The organism is Pseudomonas sp. R1-43-08, from assembly GCF_003852255.1.
Taxonomy (GTDB): domain Bacteria; phylum Pseudomonadota; class Gammaproteobacteria; order Pseudomonadales; family Pseudomonadaceae; genus Aquipseudomonas.
This window is the reverse complement of the sequence record NZ_CP027734.1, coordinates 5,412,419-5,434,207: the sequence shown is the minus strand read 5'-3', so window position 1 is coordinate 5,434,207 and position 21,789 is coordinate 5,412,419. Positions and strand designations below refer to the sequence as shown.

Below are 21,789 nucleotides of genomic sequence, written 5' to 3'. Positions count from 1 at the left end.
GACCTCGACAGAGGGTGAAGCTGGGCTATAACTAATCTGCTTTTCGCAAGTCATGAGGTAGAACATGAGCGACGATGATCTGGAAAACGACGACCTCGAAGTAGGTGACGAAGACGACACTGAGGAAAGTCTTGAAGCGGCGGCTGATGACGTTGCTGAAGACCTTGATGACAGTGCTGGCGATGATGTCGCGCCCAAAGCCAAAGGCAAGGCCAAGGCGGCTGTTTCGGTAGACGAGCTGCCCAGCGTTGAAGCCAAGAACAAAGAGCGCGATGCCCTTGCCCGTGCGATGGAAGAATTCCTCGCCAAAGGCGGCAAAGTGGTCGAAGTCGAGCCCAACGTGGTGGCTGATCCACCGAAGAAGCCGGATAACAAATACGGCAGCCGTCCTATCTGAGGTCAGCTACCTGCTTGTAAGAAAGAACCCGCCGTCGCTGCGGGTTTTTTCATGCCTGCTGATTTATTCGAGCGTTGTGGTGATCCAGATGTGGGAGGGGCAAGCCCTAATGCCAGTCAGTGAAGGCTTTTTGTAGGAGCGAGCTTGCTCGCGAAGAACTCAGGGCTCCCTCGTTCATCCAGAATGAACGCGTTGCCTGGGCGTTTTTCGCGAGCAAGCTCGCTCCTACAGGGAACCCCTTTAAGGCCCCTCCCACATTTGGATCTCTGTCGTTACTGCCAGCTGCGGAGCAATTGCGGTAGCTCCGTCAGGCTGCGAATTTGCGCATCCGGGAGTTTATCCCCTTCCCACGCCTTGCCCGCCGGGTTGAACCAGACGGCGCGCAGCCCCGCCTGTTGCGCCCCGGCAATGTCATCGCCCGGATGATCGCCAACATGCACCGCCGCTTCGGCCTTCACGCCGCCGCGCTGCAATGCCTCCTGAAACAACCGCGCATCCGGCTTGGCGATGCCGATATCCTCGGCACGCAAGGCAAAGTGAAAGTAGTCCGCCAGGCCTACGCGTTGTACGTCGGCATTGCCATTGGTGATCACCCCGAGCAGGAAGTGCTGGCGCAGGGCTTTGAGCATCGGCTCGGCTTCGGGGAAGACGGTGAGTTGATGCCGCGCATGAATGAACGCTTCAAAACACACGTCGGCCATTTCCGTGGCTTCAGGCTGTGGATAACCTGCCTCCTCAAACGCATGCATCAACACCCGATGGCGCAGGATACTGATGCGGTGTTTGAGTTCAGGATGACGTTGCAGCACCTGTTGGCGCAGGCTGGCGAAATGTTCCAGGGGCAAGTCGCCGACCTTGGATGCGTTGAGCGCCAACCATTCGCGCATTGACGCTTCGGCGCTGATGATGACGGGTACGTTGTCCCAGAGCGTGTCGTCCAGGTCGAAGGTGATCAGCTTGATGCTCATGAGTCGCCGCCCTTGATGCGTTTGGCCCGTGGATGGGCGCTGTCGTACACCGTTGCCAGGTGCTGGAAGTCGAGGTGGGTGTAGATCTGCGTGGTCTTGATGTCGGAGTGGCCGAGCAGCTCCTGTACCGCGCGCAGGTCCTGGGACGACTCCAGCATATGGCTGGCAAAGGAGTGCCTGAGCATATGCGGGTGCAGGTTCTGCCCCAGTTCGCGCTCGCCGGCGGCTTTTACGCGCAACTGAATGGCCCGTGGCCCCAGGCGTCGGCCCTGTTGGCTGATAAATACCGCGTCGTCTTGCGGATTGGCCAGCGCCCGCAACGGCAACCATAGTTGCAGGGCTTCACGGGCTTTTCTGCCGACGGGCAGCACCCGCGTCTTGCTGCCTTTACCCAGCACCTGCACCAGCCCATCCGCCAGGTCGAGTTGATCGAGGTCCAGTCCGGTCAGCTCGGACAGGCGCAGGCCCGAGGAATAGAACAACTCGAGGATCGCCTGGTCGCGGTGCGCCAGGAAGTCATCCTCGACCGCACCATCGAGCAGTTGCAGAGCGCGGTCGGTGTCCAGGGTCTTGGGCAGGCGGCGCTCGCCTTTGGGCGGCGACAGGCCATTGGCCGGGTCGTGGTCACACAGGCCTTCGCGGTTCAGGTAGTGATAGAGGCCGCGCACCGCCGACAGCAGGCGCGACAAACTGCGCGAGGACTGGCCTTGCTGGTGCAGCCGTGCGACCAGGCTGCGCAGGCTCTGGATATCCAGGGCTTTCCAGCTGGCGATCTGCTGCTTTTCGCAATAGGCCAGGACCTTGTTCAAGTCCCGCCGGTAGGCTTCCAGGGTATGAGGCGACACCTGGCGCTCGTTGCGCAGGTGAGCGCAGTAAGCGTCCAGTTGCCGTTCCATGGCTAGCGCACCGCGCGCAGGGCAGTGGTGAAACGCGGCAATACGCGGCCCAGCACTTCGGCGATGTAGGTCAAAAACAGGGTGCCCACCGAGCTTTTGTAATGCGCAGGATCGCGGCTGGCGATGGCCAGTACGCCATGCAGGCCTTGATGGCTGAGGGCGACCACGGCGGTGGAGCCGATCTGTTGGCGCTGTTCGGCACCAAACAGGAAGTCCAGTTCATGCTCGCGCAGGGTGCCGCTGATGGTCTTGCCTTCGGAAAGCAGGCCGCCGATGGCGGTTTGCGCTTCGCCACCGCTGACCCAGCGACCCACCGGCATCGGGTTATCGCTGAACAGGATCAGGCTGACAAACGGCACCTGGAAGTCCTGGCGCAGGCTGTCTTCCACAGCTATCACCGTTTCTTCCAGGCTGGCGGCGTCCATCAGGGTCAGGATCAGGCGACGAGTCTTGTCGAACAGGCGATCGTTGTCGCGGGCCACATCCATCAGGTGCGAGAGCCGGTGGCGCATTTCGATATTGCGCTCGCGCAGGATCTGCATTTGCCGCTCCACCAACGACACGGTATCGCCGCGCTGGTGAGGGATGCGCAATGCCGGGAGCAATTCTTCGTGCTCGACGAAGAAGTCCGGATGAGCCTCAAGGTACGCCGCGACTGCAGCGGCCTCCAGGCTTTCACTTGGGGTGATTTGTGCGGGTACTTGAGGCTTATCGGTCATTAGTTTGGCTCACTCATAGACGGACCTGTCCTTCGTATACACGCGAGGCCGGCCCGGTCATCATCACCGGGTGGCCAGGGCCTGCCCATTCGATGGACAAGCGCCCACCCGGCAGGTCGATCAGCAGCGGTGAATCCATCCACCCCTGGCTGATCGCGGCCACGGCAGCGGCGCAGGCACCGGTGCCGCAGGCCTGGGTTTCGCCGGCGCCGCGCTCCCACACACGCAATTGCGCGCGGGAACGGTCGATCACCTGCAGGAAGCCCACATTGACCCGCGCCGGAAAGCGCGGGTGATGCTCGATCTTCGGCCCCAGTTCATGCACGGGCGCATTGTTGATGTCATTGACCCGCAGCACCGCATGGGGATTGCCCATGGACACGGCGGCGATATCCACGCGGGTACCGTCCACCTCCAGCGCATAACTGAGGGCCTGCTCGGGCGCCTGGAACGGAATGTCCGCCGGCACCAGGCGTGGCGCGCCCATGTTGACGCTGATCTGGCCGTCACTGCGGATATCCAGTTCGATCACGCCGCCCTTGGTTTCGACGCGAATCTGGCGCTTGGCGGTCAGGCGCTTGTCCAGCACGAAGCGCGCAAAGCAGCGCGCACCGTTGCCGCACTGTTCCACTTCAGAGCCATCGGAGTTGAAGATCCGATAACGGAAATCCACCTCCGGGTTGGTCGGCGCTTCCACCAGCAATAATTGGTCGAAGCCGACACCGGTATGCCGGTCGCCCCATTGTTTGGCGTGCTTGGGCAGGATGTGTGCGTGCTGGCTGACCAGGTCGAGAACCATGAAGTCATTGCCCAGCCCGTGCATCTTGGTAAAACGCAGCAGCATGGCTTACTCCGGCAGCAGGCTTTCGCCAGCATACAACTCGGCTACCGTCTCGCGGCGACGCACTTCGAACGCTTGATCACCGTCCACCAGCACCTCGGCGGCTCGCCCGCGCGTGTTGTAGTTGGAACTCATGACAAACCCATAGGCACCGGCCGAATGCACGGCCAGCAGGTCGCCTTCCTCCAGGGCCAGTTGACGATCCTTGGCCAGGAAGTCGCCGGTCTCACAGATCGGGCCGACGATGTCGTACGCGCGCGTTTCGCTGTCGCGAGGGACCACGGCGCTGACATTCATCCAGGCCTGGTACAGCGCCGGGCGGATCAGGTCGTTCATCGCCGCGTCGACGATGGCGAAGTCCTTGTGTTCGGTGTGCTTGAGGTACTCGACCTGGGTGAGCAGCAAACCGGCATTGGCGACGATGTAGCGGCCCGGCTCGAACATCAGCGTCAGGTCGCGGCCTTCGATACGCTCGCGCACAGCCTTGATGTAGTCGGCGATCAACGGCGGTTCTTCATCGCGATACCGCACGCCCACACCGCCACCCAGATCGATGTGGTGCAGGTAGATGCCGCAATCGCCGAGGCGGTCGATCAGCGCCAGCAGGCGGTCGAGCGCATCCAGGAACGGCGGCAGGGTGGTCAGTTGCGAGCCGATATGGCAGTCGACACCCAACACGTCCAGGTTCGGCAATTGGGCGGCGCGGATGTACACGTCTTCGGCGTCGACAATGGCGATGCCGAACTTGTTCTCCTTGAGGCCGGTGGAAATGTACGGGTGGGTGCCCGCATCGACGTCCGGGTTGACGCGCAGGGAGATCGGCGCGCGAACGCCCATTTCGGCGGCCACGACCTGCAGGCGCTCCAGCTCGTCGGTGGACTCGATGTTGAAGCAGTGCACACCCACTTCCAGGGCGCGGCGCATGTCTTCGCGGCTCTTGCCGACGCCGGAGAACACGATCTTGTCGGCCTGGCCACCGGCGGCCAATACACGTTCGAGTTCGCCACGGGACACAATGTCAAAACCAGCACCCAGACGCGCCAGGACATTGAGTACACCCAGGTTGGAGTTGGCTTTCACCGCGTAGCACACCAGGTGCGGCACGCCTTCCAGCGGGTCGGTGAACGAGCGGTATTGCACTTCGATATGTGCACGGGAATACACATACGTCGGGGTGCCAAAGCGCTCGGCAATCGCAGACAGCGCCACGCCTTCCGCGAACAGCTCGCCGTCCCGGTAGTTAAAAGCGTCCATGAGGGTCCCTTAGTAAGTGTCGTGCTTGTGCGCTTTCGATGGCTTTTGCGACGACTGCGCCTGTTCGTTCGGGTCTTTGCTGTCGTCGGGCAGGTACAGCGGGCCTTTTTGACCACAGGCACTAACGAGGCAAGCGACCGCGACGAGCGCAGCAAGGGAAGAGATCAGGCGCTTCATGGCGAAATCCTTGAATATGCATTAATTGCGCCCGAGTATACCGACCACCCGCCAGCTTGCCTATGCGCCGCAATACCCGTCCGGCGGGGGTTTGCTGAGAGGGTCGGGAAGCGGACTACGCTGTTTGAGGATATTTCACGCAGTCAATCGCGTTGAAATCGGTATCCTTTGCAATCGGCGGGGCGCGTCCGTATCGTGCGGCGCTTGAGCAGAACCAGACACTTTTGAGGTTGCCACAATGAGTTTGACCGAAGCCCGTTTTCACGACTTGGTGGATGCCACCCAGGAGAAGCTGGAAGATATTTTCGACGACAGCGACCTGGATGTGGATCTGGAAAACTCGGCCGGTGTGCTGACCGTCAAATTCGAGAGCGGCCAGCAACTGATCTTCAGTCGCCAGGAACCGCTGCGTCAGTTGTGGCTGGCGGCGCGCTCCGGTGGCGTTCACTTTGACTATGACGAAGACAGCGGCAAATGGCAGTGCGACAAAAGTGAAGAGTTGCTGGGCGAGATGCTCACGCGGCTGGTCGAGGAATATACCGGCGCCGAGCTGGACTTCGACGAGATCTGACAGTGACCCAGCCTGCTCCCGTACGCCCGCCCAAGCCGCTGTTCAGCAACGTCAGCCCGGCGGTGCCGTCGCCTTGTATCAGTTTGTGTCGCCTGGATGAGCAAAAAATCTGCCTCGGCTGCTTCCGGCATGTCGAAGACATCCGTGAATGGCGCTCCGCCGACGATGCCCGGCGTCGAGTGATCTGCGCGCAGGCCGAGCAGCGCCGGGCCCACGCCTGACGCCATCTTGTTTATTTGTGACGCTGTGGTAGTGTCCGGGTACGCCTCAACTCATCGAGGCCCGTGAGAACCCCGCCTTTTCCTGGCGGGGTTTTGCTTTTTTGTGCAGAAAAAAGGAGTCTGCCTGAATCATGACCACCGCACCGTCCATCATTCTTACCCGTCTTGACGTGCAGCGTCTGGAGCAACTGATCGACCGCTTGGGCGACGAGTTTCCCGGCGTCGAAGCGTTGCAGGCCGAACTCGACCGCGCCGAAGACGTGGTTGGTCACGATGAAGTGCCTGCAACTGTCGTGACCATGAACTCCAGCGTGCATTGCCGTGAACAAGGCAGTGGCAAGGACTATCACCTGACCCTGGTTTACCCCAAGGACGCGAACGCCGACGAAGGCAAGATCTCGATCCTGGCGCCGGTCGGCAGTGCTTTGCTCGGCCTGCAAGTGGGCCAGCACATCGATTGGCCTGCACCGGGCGGCAAGACCCTCAAGCTTGAATTGCTGAGTGTCGAAGGCCAGCCCAAAGACGGCGGCGCCTTCCCGCTTTAAATCTGGCTCAGGGCTTCATTGAGCGCGAGCTCCAGCTCGGCCTTGTAGCGCAGGTACAGATTGCTCGGGCTTTGCACGTCGCCGAGCAGGCCCGACAGATCGAGGTCGGTGATGTAGCAACGGTAACGCTCGGGTTCCCGGCGTTGCCCGATGATCTCCCGGGCGACCACCGCAAACAGCTGGTCGCCAAACTCCATTTCGGAAAATTCCCGCTGATTGCAGTACAGCGTGACACCCACCTGGCCGGGCGCCGCCTTGCCGATAATCGCCTGCACGTCATAAAACGGCTTGTTGGCCGGGTGTTGCGGCGCCGGCCTTGGTTCGACAACGCGTGCGCGGGCGCTGCCCGATGGCAATAGTTGGTAGTACAGCGTTTGTACTTCGCCCAGCGGCTGTTGGGTGTCCAGCGGTGACAGCGCTTCGCGGCGATAGATGATCGACAGCAGGAACCGCTGCAGCGGTGCCAACAGGCTCTGTTCATCATGAAACGGCAAGCGCTGCTGCCAGAGCGCGTTGAATTCGTCGAGCACATACAGTTCGGCGAAGCCTTCATTGACCCGGTAGAACACTTGTATGCAATCGGCCTGGCCCATGGGCAGCAGCAGCGCCAGGTCGTGGTCTTCCAGCGCCATGGCGTCCAGGTGCCACGGGCTGTAGCTGGCCAGCTCTTCGCTGAGGTAGGCGACCAAGGCGTCCTGGGTCGGCAGTGACACGTGGGTGGCCTGGCCGGGAATCAGTTCCATGACGTGATAGTGCTGCTGCACCTGGAGCAGGTAGCGGTGGTTGCTTTGGCCGAGCAGCAGATGCTGTGCGGTGTCGAATATTTCTTCGACGCGCTGGGCAATGAACTGCGCTCGGTTGTGACAGAAACAGCGCACCCGCAACCGCGGCAAATGAGCCGGCGGCAGTTGGTTGAGGTAGTCGCGCAGGCAGTCGAGCAGCGCATGGGGCCCGTCGTAGCGGCTGACCATCACCTCGTTCCAGCTATTGAGCGTGACCTGGTCCAGGGTCAGTACCAGGTTTTCACGCACGCCGGCGTAACTCAGGGAGTCGGTGCGCTCGGTGGTCATCAGAATGTTCAGGTCGCGGTGATGCTTGAGTGGGTCGACGCCGACGTTGATCAGCAACAGCACTTCTTCCGGTACCGCCGAACGCAACAGGCGCGCCTCATCGACGCTGGCCAGGGGCAGGGCGATGGTCTGTTGCAGGCTGCCCAGCAGGTTGAACAACTCGAACTCGGTCATGTCGCTGGCGCCTGGGTGCAGCGCCAGGCGCGTGCTGCTGTCGATCACACCGTTGCGATGGCACCAGGTGAGCATTTCCAGCAGGTCGCGGCTGCGTTTGATCGGCGCGAAGTGCTCCCATTCCAGAGCCGTGAGGTTGCCGTTATACAGGCCCCAGTGGTGCTGGCCCGGCTCCTTGCGGTTAGGGGAGTGCACCAGGGTCAGGGTGTCTTCGGCCAGGTCCGGGGCAATCCCGGGGTTGATGAACTCGACCTTGCCGGCCTTGCGCTCAAAGGCTGCGTACAAGCGCCGGCCCAGCACATTGAGGTCGCGCTTGTTGATCAGGCTGACGGTCTGTTCCGTACGAGCGAACTGGGTGAGGAAGCGGTAGCTGTAGTTCAGCTCGTTGACCAGGGCACGGCGCTCGGAAGCGACCTGACGCACCTTCCATTGGCTGCGGCTGTCCAGCAGGGCCAGTTGGCGCTGGTCCCAACCCCACTCATCGGCCAGGCGCTCCAGTAGCAGTCGTTGCCAACTGGCGGTTCGCTGGCCGGCGCTGAGCTTGCGATTGACCTTCAGGTACAGGCTGCGCCGTACCAGTTCCAGACGCTCGGGTTCATTGCGGGCCTTGAGGTATTCCTCGATGCGGCGGTAGACCACGATGTACGGGTCCAGCTCGTCCAGGTCCAGCTGATTGGCAAACACCGCGCGCTTGAAGCGCAGGCTCAGGCAGTGCACGTTGGGATGTTCGCTGGCGTAGACCTCGGTCAGCAGCAGCTTGAGCACCGATTTATAGGGCGACTCGATGCCCTTGAACAGTTGCCACAGCCCGGCGCCGATGAATTCCCCTGGAGGAATGCGCGCCAGATGGCCGAGGTCGAGGGTTTCGTCGGCGCGAATGAAGCGTTTGGAGATCAGCGTGTGGGTGAACTCGGCGTAGCGGCTTTCTTCGTACACCGGGACCAGCCACCAGATCGGCGTGCGTCCGGCCAGCCAGATGGCGGTGCGGTAGAACTCGTCCAGCAGCAAATAGTGCTGGGTGGTGCCGCAATCGTCGGAACTCAGTTGGGTGTCCCGTTCACCGAGCACAAAGCGCGTCGGTTCGATCAGAAAGAAATGCGCCTCGGCACCCATGCTCTGGGCCCAGGCTTCCAGCAGTTGGCACTTCTTGCGCAGCTCGGCCAGTTCGTTTTCATTCAGGTCCGGAGCGTGACACACCCACACGTCCATATCGCTCTGATCCGCCTGGGCCAACGTGCCCAGGCTGCCCATCAGGAACAGGCCGTGGATCGGGCGGGGCGGGTTGCCATGGCGCGGCTTGTAGGAGAACGAACGGGTCAGGCGCTGGGCTTCGGCCAGGGCCTGGGCATCAGGTTCGAAATTCGACAGCCCGGCCGGTGTGCCGCTGGAGACATAGCCCGGCAGCAAAGGGTGATTAACGTGGAAAAACAGCGGCAACAAGGTGAGCACGCTTTGTTGGCGCGGGGTCAACCCTTCGACGGTCCGGGCCATGCGGCCTTCATTGAGGGCCATGAAACGCGCGCGCAATTGGGTCAGCACCTTACGGTCGATGCCTTCGTCCAGGTCGGGGCGGATTTCATGGGTGCGGGTCATGTCGAATTCGGTGGCTCGCAGGGCCCGACGTGGGCGGCCGTGTAGGAGTTTACAGACAGTAGCGTAGGAGGTTTAGAGGGAAATGGCGGTTGGCGCTAGAATTTTGCACCTTGCACAGCAACGCCCGTGGAATCCGCAGCGGGGCGGACTCCATGGGCGGGATCAGGTGTCAGGCGGCTTCTTTGGTGGAGGCGGTGGTCAAGATAGTCAGCAAGGTCTGCGCTTGCTCGGCGGCGTCCCGGCCAAGGCTGGTCAGATAGCCTCCATCCGGTTGGTCGATAAGCCCTTTCGCATGGAGACGCTTGGCAGCGGCGATGGCGGTGGGGGCGGCGGTCTGATGGACTTTCAGACCTTCCTTGGTGCTGTCCAGGGGAAGAGTACAAGGATTTCCAGTTCGGCAACCAACTCAGGGGTATACGACATAAGGACTCCAGACTTTCTAAAATTTATTAGAGGCTAGCAGGCCATAAGGTGAACGCACTTTGCCGAACTGTCCAGCGTGTTGCTGCGCGGCCGAGGGTTATTGTTTTTCCGGCGGCAACTCAGGCAATGCTCGCAGCGCTGTTTCATACCACTGGGTATCAAAAGCGCGGTCTTCGTCCAGCATTGCATCGATCTCGAAGGCCAGCACATGGGCCATGAGATTCAGAATCTCTTCGCGCTCATAACCGACCAGCGTCAGTTTGTTGAACGTGGCCTTGGCTGCTGGCGGGTTGTCGCTTTCGATCTGGTTTTCAATCGCTTCGATCAGCGTGTTTTCGGTGAATTCTTCTTCGTCATTGTCGATATCGGTCGGCTCGCTCATGGCAGGCTCCTCAAGGAAAGGGCGCCAGTCTAACTCCATTCAGGCGGGTGATGCTGCTGGTCAGGCCGTGCCTCAGCGTCTATAACGCTTGCAGCCAACCCCACACCCGGCCTGGAGGCGTTCGCAATGCTCAAGCTCTACGGTTTTTCGGTCAGCAACTACTACAACATGGTCAAGCTGGCGCTGATGGAGAAAGGCCTGCCTTTCGAAGAGGTGCCTTTTTATGCAGGACAAACGCCTGAAGCCCTGGCGGTAAGCCCACGAGGCAAAGTGCCGGTGCTCGGCGTCAAGCAAGGCTTCATCAATGAAACCAGCGTGATCCTCGAATACATCGAGCAGACTCAGGAAGGGCCTGCGCTGCTGCCGGCCGAGCCGTTTCAGCGCGCCCAGGTGCTGGCGTTGTGCAGGGAGATCGAGTTGTACATTGAATTGCCCGCACGGGCGTGCTTCGCCGAGGCGTTCTTTGGCATGCATGTGCCGGAGGCGATCAAGGAGAAAGCCCGAGCCGAATTGTTGCTTGGCGTCGGTACGTTAGGCCGGCACGGCAAGTTCGCGCCTTATGTAGCAGGGGAGCGCTTCACCATTGCCGATCTGTATTTCATGTACAGCATGAACCTCGCCTGTGCCGTGGGCGAGAAACTGTTTGGGCTGGATTTGCTGGCTGAAATGCCAGCGGCGAAGGCGCTGCTGGAGCGTTTGAATGCGATGCCCAATGCGCAAAAGGTCGAGGCGGACCGGCAGGCGGCGATGCCTGGGTTTATGGCGATGATTGCGGCTAAAAAGTGATCAAGTGTGGGAGGGGGCTGGCCCCTCCCACATTTTATTCAGCGGCTGGCGAGCAGGGCCTTGCCGCGTACCACTGCTGCCTTCACCTGCGCCGGCGCGGTGCCGCCTACGTGATTACGGGCATTCACCGAGCCTTCCAGGGTCAGCACGGCGAACACGTCCTGCTCGATCTGGTCGCTGAACTGGCGCAATTCTTCCAGGCTCATTTCAGCCAGGTCCTTGCCGGTGTCCACGCCGTATTTCACGGCATGGCCCACGATTTCATGGCAGTCACGGAACGGCAGGCCACGCCGCACCAGGTAGTCGGCCAAGTCGGTCGCGGTGGAGAAACCCCGCAAGGCTGCTTCGCGCATGATCGCGTGCTTGGGCCTGATCGCCGGGATCATGTCGGCAAACGCACGCAGCGAGTCGCGCAGGGTGTCGGCGGCGTCGAACAGCGGCTCCTTGTCTTCCTGGTTATCCTTGTTGTAGGCCAGCGGCTGGCCTTTCATCAGGGTCAGCAGGCCCATCAGTGCGCCGAATACGCGGCCGCTCTTGCCACGCACCAGCTCGGGCACGTCGGGGTTTTTCTTTTGCGGCATGATCGAACTGCCGGTGCAGAAACGGTCTGGCAGGTCGATGAACTGGAATTGCGCGCTGGTCCACAGCACCAGCTCTTCGGAGAAGCGCGACAGGTGCATCATCGCGATGCTCGCGGCGGCGCAGAATTCGATGGCGAAATCACGGTCCGACACACCGTCCAGGGAGTTGCCGCCGACGGCGTCGAAACCCAGCAGCTGCGCGGTGTACTCACGGTCGATCGGGTAGGTGGTGCCCGCCAGCGCGGCGCTGCCCAACGGCATGCGGTTGGTGCGCTTGCGGCAATCCACCAGGCGCTCGTAATCGCGGCTGAGCATTTCGAACCAGGCCAGCAGATGGTGGCCGAAGGTCACGGGCTGAGCGGTCTGCAGGTGAGTGAAACCGGGCATGATGGTGTCCGATTCACGCTCGGCCTGTTCCAGCAAACCTTTCTGCAAGCGGGTGATTTCAGCCAGGATCAAGTCGATTTCATCGCGCAGCCACAGGCGGATATCGGTGGCCACCTGGTCGTTACGGCTGCGACCGGTGTGCAGCTTTTTGCCGGTCACACCGATGCGATCAGTGAGGCGAGCCTCGATGTTCATGTGCACGTCTTCCAGGTCGACGCGCCAGTCGAACGTACCGGCTTCGATCTCGCCACGGATGGTGGTCAGGCCATCGATGATGCTGTCGCGCTCGGCGTCGGTGAGTACGCCGACCTTGGCCAGCATCGTGGCATGGGCGATGGAGCCCATGATGTCGTGGCGGTACAGGCGCTGGTCGAAGGTGACGGAGGCGGTGAAGCGCGCGACGAAGGCGTCGACGGGTTCACTGAAGCGGCCGCCCCAGGACTGGTTGGTCTTGTCGGTGCTCATGGATTCGCTCGTGATCTGCTTAAAAGAGGCGTGGAGGTGTGCCGCCGATAATAACAGGGTTGTCCGCAGACGCGGTGCTGTGGGCGGACGGCAATTTTATTTGTGCAAAGGATGGCTAAGTGCCTTGCCGCCGACCGCGTCCGGGACGAGACTGGGAGCAGGTTCTTATTGAAACGATATTTGACGATTGAGCAATATCGTCTCAGCGAGCGTCTACAGTTGGACTGAGAGTGTGCGAATGCACCAAAGTCGGGTCATGCGGTCAGAGCCCAGACTATCCATTAAAAAAGGGGGGTATTCGGATTGTGTATCAGCAAACCCTACGACGCTGCGCGAATGCAGCGGGTCTTGGGCGCTATTGAACAGGTCCGGGTAAATTTGGGTGCCGCTCCCAGGGCACTTTTTGCCGCTCGCGCTAGTCTTAGCGTGGATCGCTGTGACGCAAGTCACCGCACCTGTCTACGCTATCCTTGTGCGAGACTCACGCAGGAATCCAGCGCTATATGAATGTCCTGATCGTTGATGACGAACCCCAAGCCCGCGAGCGACTGAGCCGTCTGGTCAGTGAACTCGAGGGTTATACAGTCCTTGAGCCGAGCGCCACCAGCGGCGAGGAGGCGTTGACGTTGATCGACAGCCTCAAGCCGGATGTGGTGTTGCTCGATATCCGTATGCCGGGCCTCGATGGTCTGCAAGTTGCCGCCCGCCTGAGCGAGCGCGAGTCGCCCCCTGCCGTGGTGTTATGCGCGGCCGAGGAAGAGTTTTCTGCACAGACGCTGGAAGACAGCGGTGTCAGTTTTCTCGTCAAACCGGTGACTGGCGAAGCATTGCTCAAGGCCTTGAAGAAAGCCGAGCGCCCCAGCCGTGTTCAGCTCGCAGCCCTGACCCAGCCTGCCGCCCAGAGTGGTAACGGCCCCCGCAGCCATATCAGTGCACGCACCCGCAAGGGCATCGAGCTGATTCCCCTCGGTCAGGTGGTTTATTTTATCGCCGACCATAAATACGTGACCTTGCGCCACGAAGCCGGCGAAGTGTTGCTCGATGAGCCGCTCAAAGCCCTGGAAGATGAATTCGGCGACCGCTTCGTGCGTATCCATCGCAATGCGCTGGTGGCCCGTGAGCGTATCGAACGCTTGCAACGCACGCCTCTGGGGCACTTTCAGCTGTTCCTCAAGGGGCTCAATGGCGATGCCTTGATCGTCAGTCGGCGCCATGTCGCCGGCGTGCGCAAGATGATGCAGCAGCTTTAACCCAGAGGCCCTGGCGAGCTGCGCAGTCCTTATCCCGGTGCGACGCGGCCAGGGAGGCCCCGCACTTGCTGATTCAAATCAAAGCGTATTTGCCTGAGCTGTTATTATCTGCCGTATCTATTCAGTACGGATTGATCCATGTCTTCTCGCGAAATCCGCATCGCCACCCGTAAAAGTGCCCTGGCCTTATGGCAGGCCGAATACGTCAAAGCACGCCTTGAGCAGGCTCACCCTGGCCTCAGGGTGACCCTGGTACCCATGGTCAGTCGCGGCGATAAATTGCTGGACTCGCCACTGTCGAAAATTGGCGGCAAGGGCTTGTTCGTCAAGGAACTGGAGACCGCGCTGCTGGAGAACGAAGCCGACATCGCCGTGCATTCGATGAAAGACGTGCCCATGGATTTCCCTGAAGGCCTGGGCCTTTTTTGCATCTGCGAGCGCGAAGACCCACGCGATGCCTTTGTTTCCAACACCTATGCCTCCCTGGATGACTTGCCCCTGGGCAGCATCGTGGGCACCTCCAGCCTGCGTCGCCAGGCCCAGTTGCTGACCCGTCGCCCCGACCTGCAGATCCGCTTTCTGCGCGGCAACGTCAACACGCGCCTGGCCAAGCTGGATGCGGGTGAGTACGACGCGATCATCCTCGCAGCGGCCGGCCTGATCCGCCTGGGTTTCGAAGACCGCATCACCCATGCAATCAGCGTCGAGGACAGCTTGCCCGCTGGAGGGCAGGGTGCGGTCGGCGTTGAATGTCGCACCGCCGACAGCGAAATTCATGCACTGCTCAAACCGCTTGATCACGCGGACACCGAGGTTCGCGTCACCGCCGAGCGTGCCCTGAACAAGCACCTCAACGGTGGCTGCCAGGTACCGATCGCCTGCTATGCCGTGCTCGAAGGTGAGAACCTGTGGTTGCGTGGCCTGGTCGGGGACCCGGACGGCGGCACGCTGCTGACCGCGCAAGTGCGCGGCCCGCAACGTGAGGCCACGGCGCTGGGCATCCAGGTCGCCGAGGAATTGCTGAGCAAGGGCGCTGGCGCCATTCTGCAAAAAGTCTACGGCGAGGCCGGCCCGCAGTGACCCCGTGGCGATTGCTGCTCACACGGCCTGCCGAAGAATCGGCAGCCTTGGCGGCGACATTGGCCGATGCGGGTGTTTTCAGCAGCCAGCTGCCCTTGCTGGAGATCGAAGCCTTGCCGGTCACTGCTGAGCAACGGGCAGTCTTCGGGGCGCTGCAGCGCTACTGCGCAGTGATCGTGGTGAGCAAGCCGGCGGCGCGTCTTGCCCTGCAACAATTGAGCGCGCCCTGGCCGCGACTGCCGTGGTTCAGTGTCGGTGCCGCAACTGCACAGATACTGGCCGAGCAGGGTCTGGACGTGCACTATCCGCCAACGGGTGACGACAGCGAGGCCTTGCTTCAATTGCCGGCGTTGCGCGAGGCTATCGCACTCCCTGGTGCCAGGGTGTTGATCCTGCGCGGCGAGGGCGGTCGGGAGCTGCTCGCGGAGCGTTTACGCGAGCGAGGTGTTAGTGTCGACTATCTGGAGTTGTATCGCCGTTTGCTTGCGGCCTACGACCCAGGCGCACTGACGCAGCGCATCCAGTTGGAACGCTTGAACGGCGTGGTGGTCAGCAGTGGGCAAGGTTTTTTACACTTGCAGGCCGTGGCCGGCTCCGATTGGCCTGAGGTGGCGCAGCTGCCGTTGTTCGTGCCCAGCCCGCGCGTCTACGAGATGGCGCGGGCCGCTGGCGCAGAAAAAGTTGTGGATTGTCGCGGCGCGAGTGCTGCGGCTTTGTTAGTGGCGTTAGGGAGTCATCCCGTTCCCACTCTCTGATACGCAAAGGACGGATACGTGAGCGAAACAGCCTTGCCTAAAGATGAAGCTCAGCCCGCGCTCGATGCGCCGGTCGGAACGCCGGTCGCCGCGCCACGCCGTGGCAATGGCCTGGCAGTCGTCGCTCTGCTGCTTGGCGCTGCGGGCGTTGCCGCCGGCGGCTGGGGAATCTGGCAGGTCCGTGCCCTGCAAGCCAGCAGCCAGCAGCAACTGGGTCAGGTACAGACCCTGGATGAGCAATCCCAGAGCCTCAAGCAGAGCCAGCAACAGTTGGCCGCCCGCCTGGCGCAATTGCCCGGCGCCGATGAGCTGGAAGAGCGCCGACGCCTGGTCGCACAGTTGCAGGGTGACCAGCAGCGCCTGAACCAGCGCCTGGAAACCGTACTGGGTGCCAGCCGCAAGGATTGGCGCCTGGCCGAGGCCGAGCATCTGATTCGTCTGGCCAGCTTGCGTCTGTCGGCCTTGCAGGACATCAACAGCGCTCAGTCGCTGGTCCAGGGTGCCGACGAGATTCTGCGTGAGCAGAGCGACCCCGGCGCGTTCGCGGCGCGCGAGCAACTGGCCAAGAGCCTGGCGGCGCTGCGCAGCACCGAACAGCCGGACCGCACCGGGTTGTACCTGCAGTTGGCCGCATTGCGCGACCAAGTGGTGCAACTGGCGGCGATCGCCCCGGAGTATCAACTCACGGAGCCCGCTTCCCAGGGCCGCCCGACCAGCGATACGGGCAATCAGTTGAGCCAATGGTGGGAGCAGGTATCCCGTTATTTCCGTATCGACTTCAATCCCGATGACAACATTCGTCCGCTGCTGGCGGGCCAAGGGTTGAATCAGGTGCGCCTGGCCCTGAGCCTGGCGCTGGAGCAAGCGCAGTGGGCAGCACTCAACGGCGAATCGGCGGTGTATAGCCGGTCGCTGGGTGAAGCGCGCAGCGTACTGCAGGATAACTTCAACCAGGACAACCCGCAGAGCAAGGCGATGCTGGCGCGTATCGCCGAGCTCGAGCCCAAGGCTGTGTCAGTGGTGACGCCTGACCTGGCCGCGAGCCTCGCGGCTGTGCAGGCGTACCTTGAGCGTCGTCATCTGTCTGCCGACGAAGCCAAGGCTTCGGCTGCCAAGCCTGCGACCCAGGAGTAGAGCCGATGAAGCGTTTCTATGTGATCCTGGTGCTGGCAATTGCGATCGCCCTGGCGTTGGCCGTGGGTATTTCGAAACACACCGGCTACGTGCTGATTACCTATCCTCATGTGCTGCATTACGAATCGAGCCTGTGGGCCACCTTGGTGGCGGTGTTTGCCATAGGCCTGGCGATCTATCTGTTTCGCGTCCTGCTGAGCCTGGTCACTGCCTCGGGTGGCGTGGTCAACCCCTGGTCGCGGCGCAATCGCAGCCGCCGTGTGCAGATTGCAATCGAGCAAGGCCAGATGGACCTGGCCGAAGGCCGCTGGGCCAGTGCCGAACGCCACCTGCACCGCGCTGCGGAAGCGGAGCGCCAACCACTACTGTATTACCTTGGTGCGGCGCGTGCGGCCAATGAGCTGGGACGTTATGCAGAGTCGGATGGTTTGCTGGAGCGCGCGCTGGCTCGCCAGCCCCAGGCGGAACTGGCCGTTGCCTTGAGCCATGCGCAATTGCAGATGGACCGTGGTGATACTGAAGGTGCCCTGGTCACCCTGCAGGCGATGCATGAGCGCCATCCTCACAATGCCCAGGTCCTGCGACAGCTGCAGCGGCTGCACCAGCAGCGCGGTGATTGGTCGGCGGTGATTCGCCTGTTGCCTGAACTGCGTAAGGACAAGGTGCTGCCGGCCAGTGAACTGGCCGAACTGGAGCGCCGGGCCTGGGGAGAAAACCTCAGCCTGGCCGCACACCGTGAGGAGCCGGGCGAGGCCGGCTTGCGGTCTCTTGATCGCGCCTGGGAGCAACTGACTTCAGCCCAGCGTCAGGAGCCGCAACTGGTGTTGGCGTATGCTGACCAACTGCGTCGACTGGGTGCGGACGCCAAGGCCGAGGAAGCACTGCGCGGTGCGCTCAAGCGCAGTTACGACAGCCATCTTATTCGGCTCTACGGCCTGCTGCGCGGCAGCGACCCGGCCCGTCAGTTGAAGTTTGCCGAAGGCTGGCTGAAGGATCATCCGGGCGATGCCAGCCTGTTGCTGACGCTGGGCCGTCTGTGCCTGCAGAACAGCCTGTGGGGTAAGGCACGTGATTATCTGGAAAGCAGCCTGCAGGTGCAGCGCAATCCCGAAGCCTGCGCCGAATTGGCCCGCCTGCTGGCCCAATTGGGTGATACCGAACGCAGCAACCAGCTGTTCCAGGAAGGCTTGGGGTTACTCGACAATCGTCTGCTGGCCTCACCGTTACCAGCCCCCGCCCGAGCTTGAAGTAGGAAAGGAGCGATGGGTTGGCTCGGACGGATCCAGAAGCCAATCCCATAACCCTATGTAAACATTCGGCTTAAGTGGGCTCGTAACCAATTCTTACGTCTTGAAGGGCGATTTCCTCAGTGTGCTGGCGGGATCTCCCTGTGTTTTAGCGGAATTGTCTGCTCCAAGGCGTATTGAAAGGGGTCGGGCCTTTCCTCTACCGTAGCGACCTATCTCTTGCGGTGCGGATAAACAATGTCTTTGGCCCCCTTACGCTCCTTGTTTTTCCTGGCGTTCATGGCCGGTGCGCTGACGTTGGGCGTGTCTTTCTATCTGGAATATGGCGCACTGTTGCAGCCATGCTTTTTGTGCCAGGTGCAACGGTTGTTGCTCGCCGCCTTTGTACTGATCAACCTGATCGCGGCCCTTCATAACCCTGGCCGCTCCGGCGTGTATGTGTATGGGCTGGCGAGCATGGGATGTGCGGCTTTTGGCGCCGTCACCGCCGGGCGCCAGGTGCTGCTGCAGAACACTGCGTCGGACCAAATGCCGAAGTGCTGGCCAACCCTTGATTACATGATTGAAAACCTGTCGTTTTGGCAGGCTGCTCGGTCAGTCTTCAAGGGTACTGTCGATTGCGTCGAAATCAATTGGACGCTATTTGACCTCAGCCTGCCGGAGTGGAGTCTGTTGTTTTTCGTGGCGATGCTGATTCTGGGTGCCACGCCGCTTTCTCGCTTGTTGCTCAGTCGGCGTTATCTAGCGTAAAGCGAGGAAAATACGGTTCATGTCGTAGGACGGGATTAAACGCTTGTATGAACTTTCTCTCCTGCGTACCTTGAAGCCATAGTGATGCGGGCATAATCTGGCCCGCACGCGTTATCGAAACCGCTTGTCAGGCGTGGCCTTGTCCGACTGCCGCTTTAACCTTGAAGTGTTGCACGGGCACACGGCAGCAGCGTCCCCATAGGGAAGAGAGATCATCATGCTGGAAAGTTGTCAGAATGCTCAGGAACGCTGGGGTGGGGTGCACAAGCTGATCGACAGCTGGTTGAAAGCACGCCACGAACTGGTTCGGGCCTTTGATGCGCTCGGTGCCAAGCCAGAGGCACTGGCCGAGAAGCGCGAGCCGCTGCAAGATTTCTGCGCAGTGCTGGTGGATTATGTGTCTGCAGGTCATTTCGGCGTCTACGAGCAACTGACCAAGGAGGCAGAAGCGTTCGACGATCAGCGTGGCCTGAAGTTGGCAGAGACCCTTTACCCGCGCATCGATGTCATCACCGAAAAGCTGCTGGCGTTCACTGACCTGTGCGATGCGGGGAAGTGTGTTGCTGAAAAATTCAAGGAGCTGGGCGCTCTGTTGCATGAGCGCTTCGAACTGGAAGATTGCCTGATTGAAGTGCTGCACAACGCTCACAAAGAAGAGCCGGCTACACCGGCATGAAGCGTTGAGATGCAATTAAAAACGGTGCGCATGTCGCACCGTTTTTTATGGGCTAGTGGCGAGTCCCGAGCAATTCGATTTCGAAGACCAGGGGGGTGTAGGGCGGGATCAATTCGCCTGCGCCGTCCGCGCCATAGGCTTGGGCCGAGGGAATGACCAGGCGCCATTTCGCGCCCACCGGCATCTGTTGCAATGCACTGCTCCAGCCACTGATCACGCTGTCCAGGCGAAACCATTGGGGTAGTGCGCTCTGATCGAACACGCTTCCATCGGGCAGTCGACCCACGTATTTCACCTGCACTTCATCAGTTGCCAACGGCTTGTTGCCGGTGCCCGGCGTCAACTCGGTGACCAAGATGTCGTCCGCCAATTCGCGCACACCCTTTGCAGCTTTTTCCTTCGATAAAAATTGCTGTTCGGCAGCGAGTGCTTTTTCGCTCTGCGGCACTTGGGCGTCGGTGGCGTTCTGTGCCTCATGCTGAGCAAGAATTTGTTCGATGCGGGTGTCATCCAGTGCCAATGGTTTGCCTTGGTAGGCTTGTTTGAGACCGTCGACCAGGGCTTGGATCTGCAAGTCGGGCACCTCCTGGCGCAGACGTTCACCGAGGCTGGCGCCCAGGCTGTAGGCGAGGTCGTGCTGGTCTTGAGTAGCGGTTTTTGGCGGCGATTGCTCGCTCGCATCGGCGCTGAAAATCGCCAGGCCAAGCACTAGGAAAAGGTAACGCAACATGGGTGTTCTCCGCCGAAAGTGCGACGGATTATGCCAGCGTGAGTGGCTGAGCAGTGGGGTGGTTTTCTGTTATATCGATAAGAATTTTCGTACGTTGCAACGCAACGCAAACGATACTGTCAACATGGCCTAGCGGCGGTAAGAGCAGAGGGCTAGTATGAGCCGCACCCACGTCAGCCAGGAGGTAAACCATGTCGGCCAAACAGAAGCCTGTAAATACCCCGTTGCACTTGCTCCAACAATTGTCGGGCAGCTTGCTCGAACATCTGGAAAGCGCTTGTTCCCAGGCCTTGGCCGATGCAGAAAAACTGCTCGCCAAACTGGAAAAACAACGCGGCAAAGCGCAAGAAAAGCTGCACAAATCCCGCACCAAATTGCAAGACGCCGCCACTGCCGGTAAAGCCAAGGCACAAGCCAAGGCCAAAGACGCAGTTAACGAACTTGAGGACCTGCTGGACGCCCTCAAGGACCGTCAAACCGAAACCCGCACCTACATTTCCCAGCTCAAAAAAGACGCTCAGGAAAGCCTGAAACTGGCCCAGGGCATTGGTCGTGTGAAAGAAGCCGTCTCCAAGGCCCTTGGCGCGCGTACGCCGGCAAAAGCCGTCACCGCCAGCGCGGCCAAAAAGCCAGCCAGCAAAGCTGTTGCAGCGAAGGCGCCGGCTAAAATTGCCGCCAAGCCAGCTGCTAAAACTGCTGCTGCGAAACCAGCCACCAAGCCAGTTGCCAAAACCGCTGCTGCGAAACCAGCCGCCAAGCCAGCTGCCAAAACCGCTGCTGCGAAACCAGCCGCCAAGCCAGCTGCCAAAACTGCTGCTGCGAAACCAGCCGCCAAGCCAGCTGCCAAAACTGCTGCTGCGAAACCAGCCGCCAAGCCAGCTGCCAAAACTGCTGCTGCGAAACCAGCCGCCAAGCCAGCCGCTAAAACCGCTGCTGCGAAACCAGCCGCCAAGCCAGCTGCCAAAACCGCTGCTGCGAAACCAGCCGCCAAGCCAGCCGCTAAAACCGCTGCTGCGAAACCAGCCGCCAAGCCAGCCGCTAAAACCGCCGCTGCCAAACCAGCCACCAAGCCAGCTGCTAAAACCACTGCTGCCAAGCCAGCAACTCCTGCGGCACCTGCCGCTACTCCGGCAACGTCCTCCGCTCCAACCGCATCGGCCAGCAGCACCTCTGCACCGGTAGCGCCAAGCACCACCCCAACCAGCGCTTCCTAAGTGCGGGTGACCCCAACGCGCAGCTGCTGCAGCGCGTTGTGGTCAAGGTCGGCGGCTTCGCTTGCCAGGTCTTCAAGCCATTCGTATTGCCCTTTCCCCTCGTTGGTCGGCCATGTCTTCGCCAGCGCTTCCAGGCGTGTCAGTAATGCTCGCTCGGCCTCCAGTTCCAATGCTTTGACCTGACGCCGTAATTCAGCCAACTGCGCATCCTGCTGTGCCAGCGCCCGCCATTGCACGCGGACTTCGCGCAAGGGTTCGACGACACGCGTGCGCCATGGCCGCGCAAGCTGCTGCAGCGCCACCACGCGTTCGGGCAACCGCGCCACACCCCGTCGCTCGAGCCACGCACCACACAGCAACAGGCACACATCCGCGCCTTGCGCCTGCAACCGCAGGCAAGCAGCCTCCACGCCGGGGCGGGCGTAAGTCGAGAGGGCAAAGCTCCACAGGTCAGCGCACATATTCACACCCAAGCCAGCGGCCAACGAAGCTGGTAGACTCCG

The 21,789-nt window shown here is 61.0% G+C and carries 24 protein-coding genes and 1 pseudogene; 13 read left to right on the top strand and 12 right to left on the bottom strand.

The window, feature by feature from the left end; genetic code table 11:
• Nucleotides 1–64 precede the first annotated feature (64 nt).
• Nucleotides 65–397, top strand: a complete 333-nt coding sequence (sutA, locus tag C4J87_RS25100) for a transcriptional regulator SutA (RefSeq protein ID WP_124364948.1) — start codon at nucleotides 65–67, stop codon at nucleotides 395–397.
• 272 nt (nucleotides 398–669) lie between these two features.
• On the opposite strand, the gene C4J87_RS25095 is transcribed toward sutA, so the two are convergent.
• The 6 genes from C4J87_RS25095 to C4J87_RS25070 are packed head-to-tail and all read right to left on the bottom strand — an operon-like array spanning nucleotide 670 to nucleotide 5,252.
• Nucleotides 670–1,365, bottom strand: coding sequence for an HAD family hydrolase (locus C4J87_RS25095; protein WP_124368799.1), 696 nt, complete (start codon nucleotides 1,363–1,365; stop codon nucleotides 670–672).
• Entirely contained in the window at nucleotides 1,362–2,261 is a 900-nt protein-coding gene (gene xerC, locus C4J87_RS25090; protein ID WP_124368798.1) for a tyrosine recombinase XerC, read from the bottom strand. Before xerC ends, C4J87_RS25095 begins: the two co-directional genes overlap by 4 nt.
• A gap of 2 nt (nucleotides 2,262–2,263) precedes the next feature.
• Complete coding sequence (locus C4J87_RS25085; protein WP_124368797.1) at nucleotides 2,264–2,980, bottom strand: DUF484 family protein; 717 nt, start codon at nucleotides 2,978–2,980, stop codon at nucleotides 2,264–2,266.
• Between the two features lie 13 nt (nucleotides 2,981–2,993).
• A complete protein-coding gene (gene dapF, locus C4J87_RS25080) occupies nucleotides 2,994–3,824 on the bottom strand; it encodes a diaminopimelate epimerase (RefSeq protein ID WP_124368796.1) in 831 nt (276 codons plus the stop codon).
• 3 nt (nucleotides 3,825–3,827) lie between these two features.
• Nucleotides 3,828–5,075 (bottom strand): diaminopimelate decarboxylase, encoded by a 1,248-nt coding sequence (gene lysA / locus C4J87_RS25075; RefSeq protein WP_124368795.1) that lies wholly within the window; start codon nucleotides 5,073–5,075, stop codon nucleotides 3,828–3,830.
• 9 nt (nucleotides 5,076–5,084) lie between these two features.
• Nucleotides 5,085–5,252, bottom strand: a complete 168-nt coding sequence (locus tag C4J87_RS25070; protein WP_003195417.1) for a lipoprotein — start codon at nucleotides 5,250–5,252, stop codon at nucleotides 5,085–5,087.
• Between the two features lie 238 nt (nucleotides 5,253–5,490).
• On the opposite strand from C4J87_RS25070, the gene cyaY reads away from it, so the two are divergent.
• From cyaY to rnk, 3 genes are all read left to right on the top strand, one after another.
• Complete coding sequence (gene cyaY, locus C4J87_RS25065; RefSeq protein WP_124364942.1) at nucleotides 5,491–5,823, top strand: iron donor protein CyaY; 333 nt, start codon at nucleotides 5,491–5,493, stop codon at nucleotides 5,821–5,823.
• Nucleotides 5,824–5,825: 2 nt separating this feature from the next.
• Nucleotides 5,826–6,044 (top strand): DUF1289 domain-containing protein, encoded by a 219-nt coding sequence (locus tag C4J87_RS25060; RefSeq protein ID WP_124368794.1) that lies wholly within the window; start codon nucleotides 5,826–5,828, stop codon nucleotides 6,042–6,044.
• A gap of 131 nt (nucleotides 6,045–6,175) precedes the next feature.
• Nucleotides 6,176–6,589, top strand: coding sequence for a nucleoside diphosphate kinase regulator (gene rnk, locus C4J87_RS25055; RefSeq protein WP_124364940.1), 414 nt, complete (start codon nucleotides 6,176–6,178; stop codon nucleotides 6,587–6,589).
• Here rnk and C4J87_RS25050 read toward each other — a convergent pair.
• From C4J87_RS25050 to C4J87_RS25040, 3 genes and pseudogenes are all read right to left on the bottom strand, one after another.
• Complete coding sequence (locus C4J87_RS25050) at nucleotides 6,586–9,426, bottom strand: class I adenylate cyclase (protein ID WP_124368793.1); 2,841 nt, start codon at nucleotides 9,424–9,426, stop codon at nucleotides 6,586–6,588. The genes rnk and C4J87_RS25050 overlap by 4 nt on opposite strands.
• 169 nt (nucleotides 9,427–9,595) lie before the next feature.
• A pseudogene (locus tag C4J87_RS25045) lies at nucleotides 9,596–9,849 on the bottom strand (TIGR02647 family protein).
• Between the two features lie 97 nt (nucleotides 9,850–9,946).
• Nucleotides 9,947–10,231 (bottom strand): hypothetical protein, encoded by a 285-nt coding sequence (locus tag C4J87_RS25040; RefSeq protein ID WP_124364938.1) that lies wholly within the window; start codon nucleotides 10,229–10,231, stop codon nucleotides 9,947–9,949.
• 126 nt (nucleotides 10,232–10,357) lie between these two features.
• Between C4J87_RS25040 and C4J87_RS25035 the strand changes: the two genes are divergently transcribed.
• Nucleotides 10,358–11,017, top strand: a complete 660-nt coding sequence (locus C4J87_RS25035) for a glutathione S-transferase family protein (protein ID WP_124368792.1) — start codon at nucleotides 10,358–10,360, stop codon at nucleotides 11,015–11,017.
• Between the two features lie 38 nt (nucleotides 11,018–11,055).
• Here C4J87_RS25035 and argH read toward each other — a convergent pair whose 3' ends face one another.
• On the bottom strand, nucleotides 11,056–12,450 hold the full coding sequence (gene argH, locus C4J87_RS25030) for an argininosuccinate lyase (RefSeq protein ID WP_124368791.1): 1,395 nt from the start codon (nucleotides 12,448–12,450) through the stop codon (nucleotides 11,056–11,058).
• A gap of 503 nt (nucleotides 12,451–12,953) precedes the next feature.
• Between argH and C4J87_RS25025 the strand changes: the two genes are divergently transcribed.
• The 7 genes from C4J87_RS25025 to rsd all read left to right on the top strand — a co-directional run bounded on the left by C4J87_RS25025 (nucleotide 12,954) and on the right by rsd (nucleotide 19,342).
• A complete protein-coding gene (locus C4J87_RS25025; protein WP_124364935.1) occupies nucleotides 12,954–13,700 on the top strand; it encodes a LytTR family DNA-binding domain-containing protein in 747 nt (248 codons plus the stop codon).
• 138 nt (nucleotides 13,701–13,838) lie between these two features.
• Nucleotides 13,839–14,780: a hydroxymethylbilane synthase gene (hemC, locus tag C4J87_RS25020; protein WP_124364934.1), complete on the top strand. Its 942-nt coding sequence runs from the start codon at nucleotides 13,839–13,841 to the stop codon at nucleotides 14,778–14,780.
• On the top strand, nucleotides 14,777–15,535 hold the full coding sequence (locus tag C4J87_RS26505; RefSeq protein ID WP_256679929.1) for a uroporphyrinogen-III synthase: 759 nt from the start codon (nucleotides 14,777–14,779) through the stop codon (nucleotides 15,533–15,535). Before hemC ends, C4J87_RS26505 begins: the two co-directional genes overlap by 4 nt.
• A gap of 18 nt (nucleotides 15,536–15,553) precedes the next feature.
• Nucleotides 15,554–16,669, top strand: coding sequence for a uroporphyrinogen-III C-methyltransferase (locus C4J87_RS26500; protein ID WP_256679928.1), 1,116 nt, complete (start codon nucleotides 15,554–15,556; stop codon nucleotides 16,667–16,669).
• Between the two features lie 5 nt (nucleotides 16,670–16,674).
• Complete coding sequence (locus tag C4J87_RS25010) at nucleotides 16,675–17,916, top strand: heme biosynthesis protein HemY (RefSeq protein WP_124368790.1); 1,242 nt, start codon at nucleotides 16,675–16,677, stop codon at nucleotides 17,914–17,916.
• A 237-nt stretch (nucleotides 17,917–18,153) separates the two neighbouring features.
• Nucleotides 18,154–18,666, top strand: coding sequence for a disulfide bond formation protein B (locus C4J87_RS25005; protein WP_124368789.1), 513 nt, complete (start codon nucleotides 18,154–18,156; stop codon nucleotides 18,664–18,666).
• A 217-nt stretch (nucleotides 18,667–18,883) separates the two neighbouring features.
• Complete coding sequence (gene rsd / locus C4J87_RS25000) at nucleotides 18,884–19,342, top strand: sigma D regulator (RefSeq protein ID WP_124368788.1); 459 nt, start codon at nucleotides 18,884–18,886, stop codon at nucleotides 19,340–19,342.
• 52 nt (nucleotides 19,343–19,394) lie between these two features.
• Here rsd and C4J87_RS24995 read toward each other — a convergent pair whose 3' ends face one another.
• Nucleotides 19,395–20,072, bottom strand: a complete 678-nt coding sequence (locus tag C4J87_RS24995; protein WP_124368787.1) for an FKBP-type peptidyl-prolyl cis-trans isomerase — start codon at nucleotides 20,070–20,072, stop codon at nucleotides 19,395–19,397.
• 191 nt (nucleotides 20,073–20,263) lie between these two features.
• Here C4J87_RS24995 and C4J87_RS24990 point away from each other — a divergent pair, with 191 nt between their 5' ends.
• Nucleotides 20,264–21,286: an AlgP family protein gene (locus tag C4J87_RS24990; RefSeq protein ID WP_124368786.1), complete on the top strand. Its 1,023-nt coding sequence runs from the start codon at nucleotides 20,264–20,266 to the stop codon at nucleotides 21,284–21,286.
• Here C4J87_RS24990 and C4J87_RS24985 read toward each other — a convergent pair.
• Nucleotides 21,283–21,747, bottom strand: coding sequence for a TIGR02444 family protein (locus C4J87_RS24985; protein WP_177412803.1), 465 nt, complete (start codon nucleotides 21,745–21,747; stop codon nucleotides 21,283–21,285). The two genes, C4J87_RS24990 and C4J87_RS24985, sit on opposite strands and share 4 nt — an antisense overlap.
• Between the last annotated feature and the right edge of the window lie 42 nt (nucleotides 21,748–21,789).

Excerpts from the sequence above, each read along its gene's own strand:
- sutA (WP_124364948.1), top strand. The coding sequence starts at position 65 with ATGAGCGACGATGATCTGGAAAACGACGACCTCGAAGTAGGTGACGAA.
- C4J87_RS25095 (WP_124368799.1), bottom strand. The coding sequence starts at position 1,365 with ATGAGCATCAAGCTGATCACCTTCGACCTGGACGACACGCTCTGGGAC.
- xerC (WP_124368798.1), bottom strand. The coding sequence starts at position 2,261 with ATGGAACGGCAACTGGACGCTTACTGCGCTCACCTGCGCAACGAGCGC.
- C4J87_RS25085 (WP_124368797.1), bottom strand. The coding sequence starts at position 2,980 with ATGACCGATAAGCCTCAAGTACCCGCACAAATCACCCCAAGTGAAAGC.
- dapF (WP_124368796.1), bottom strand. The coding sequence starts at position 3,824 with ATGCTGCTGCGTTTTACCAAGATGCACGGGCTGGGCAATGACTTCATG.
- lysA (WP_124368795.1), bottom strand. The coding sequence starts at position 5,075 with ATGGACGCTTTTAACTACCGGGACGGCGAGCTGTTCGCGGAAGGCGTG.
- C4J87_RS25070 (WP_003195417.1), bottom strand. The coding sequence starts at position 5,252 with ATGAAGCGCCTGATCTCTTCCCTTGCTGCGCTCGTCGCGGTCGCTTGC.
- cyaY (WP_124364942.1), top strand. The coding sequence starts at position 5,491 with ATGAGTTTGACCGAAGCCCGTTTTCACGACTTGGTGGATGCCACCCAG.
- rnk (WP_124364940.1), top strand. The coding sequence starts at position 6,176 with ATGACCACCGCACCGTCCATCATTCTTACCCGTCTTGACGTGCAGCGT.
- C4J87_RS25050 (WP_124368793.1), bottom strand. The coding sequence starts at position 9,426 with ATGACCCGCACCCATGAAATCCGCCCCGACCTGGACGAAGGCATCGAC.
- C4J87_RS25040 (WP_124364938.1), bottom strand. The coding sequence starts at position 10,231 with ATGAGCGAGCCGACCGATATCGACAATGACGAAGAAGAATTCACCGAA.
- C4J87_RS25035 (WP_124368792.1), top strand. The coding sequence starts at position 10,358 with ATGCTCAAGCTCTACGGTTTTTCGGTCAGCAACTACTACAACATGGTC.
- argH (WP_124368791.1), bottom strand. The coding sequence starts at position 12,450 with ATGAGCACCGACAAGACCAACCAGTCCTGGGGCGGCCGCTTCAGTGAA.
- C4J87_RS25025 (WP_124364935.1), top strand. The coding sequence starts at position 12,954 with ATGAATGTCCTGATCGTTGATGACGAACCCCAAGCCCGCGAGCGACTG.
- hemC (WP_124364934.1), top strand. The coding sequence starts at position 13,839 with ATGTCTTCTCGCGAAATCCGCATCGCCACCCGTAAAAGTGCCCTGGCC.
- C4J87_RS25010 (WP_124368790.1), top strand. The coding sequence starts at position 16,675 with ATGAAGCGTTTCTATGTGATCCTGGTGCTGGCAATTGCGATCGCCCTG.
- C4J87_RS25005 (WP_124368789.1), top strand. The coding sequence starts at position 18,154 with ATGTCTTTGGCCCCCTTACGCTCCTTGTTTTTCCTGGCGTTCATGGCC.
- rsd (WP_124368788.1), top strand. The coding sequence starts at position 18,884 with ATGCTGGAAAGTTGTCAGAATGCTCAGGAACGCTGGGGTGGGGTGCAC.
- C4J87_RS24995 (WP_124368787.1), bottom strand. The coding sequence starts at position 20,072 with ATGTTGCGTTACCTTTTCCTAGTGCTTGGCCTGGCGATTTTCAGCGCC.
- C4J87_RS24990 (WP_124368786.1), top strand. The coding sequence starts at position 20,264 with ATGTCGGCCAAACAGAAGCCTGTAAATACCCCGTTGCACTTGCTCCAA.
- C4J87_RS24985 (WP_177412803.1), bottom strand. The coding sequence starts at position 21,747 with ATGTGCGCTGACCTGTGGAGCTTTGCCCTCTCGACTTACGCCCGCCCC.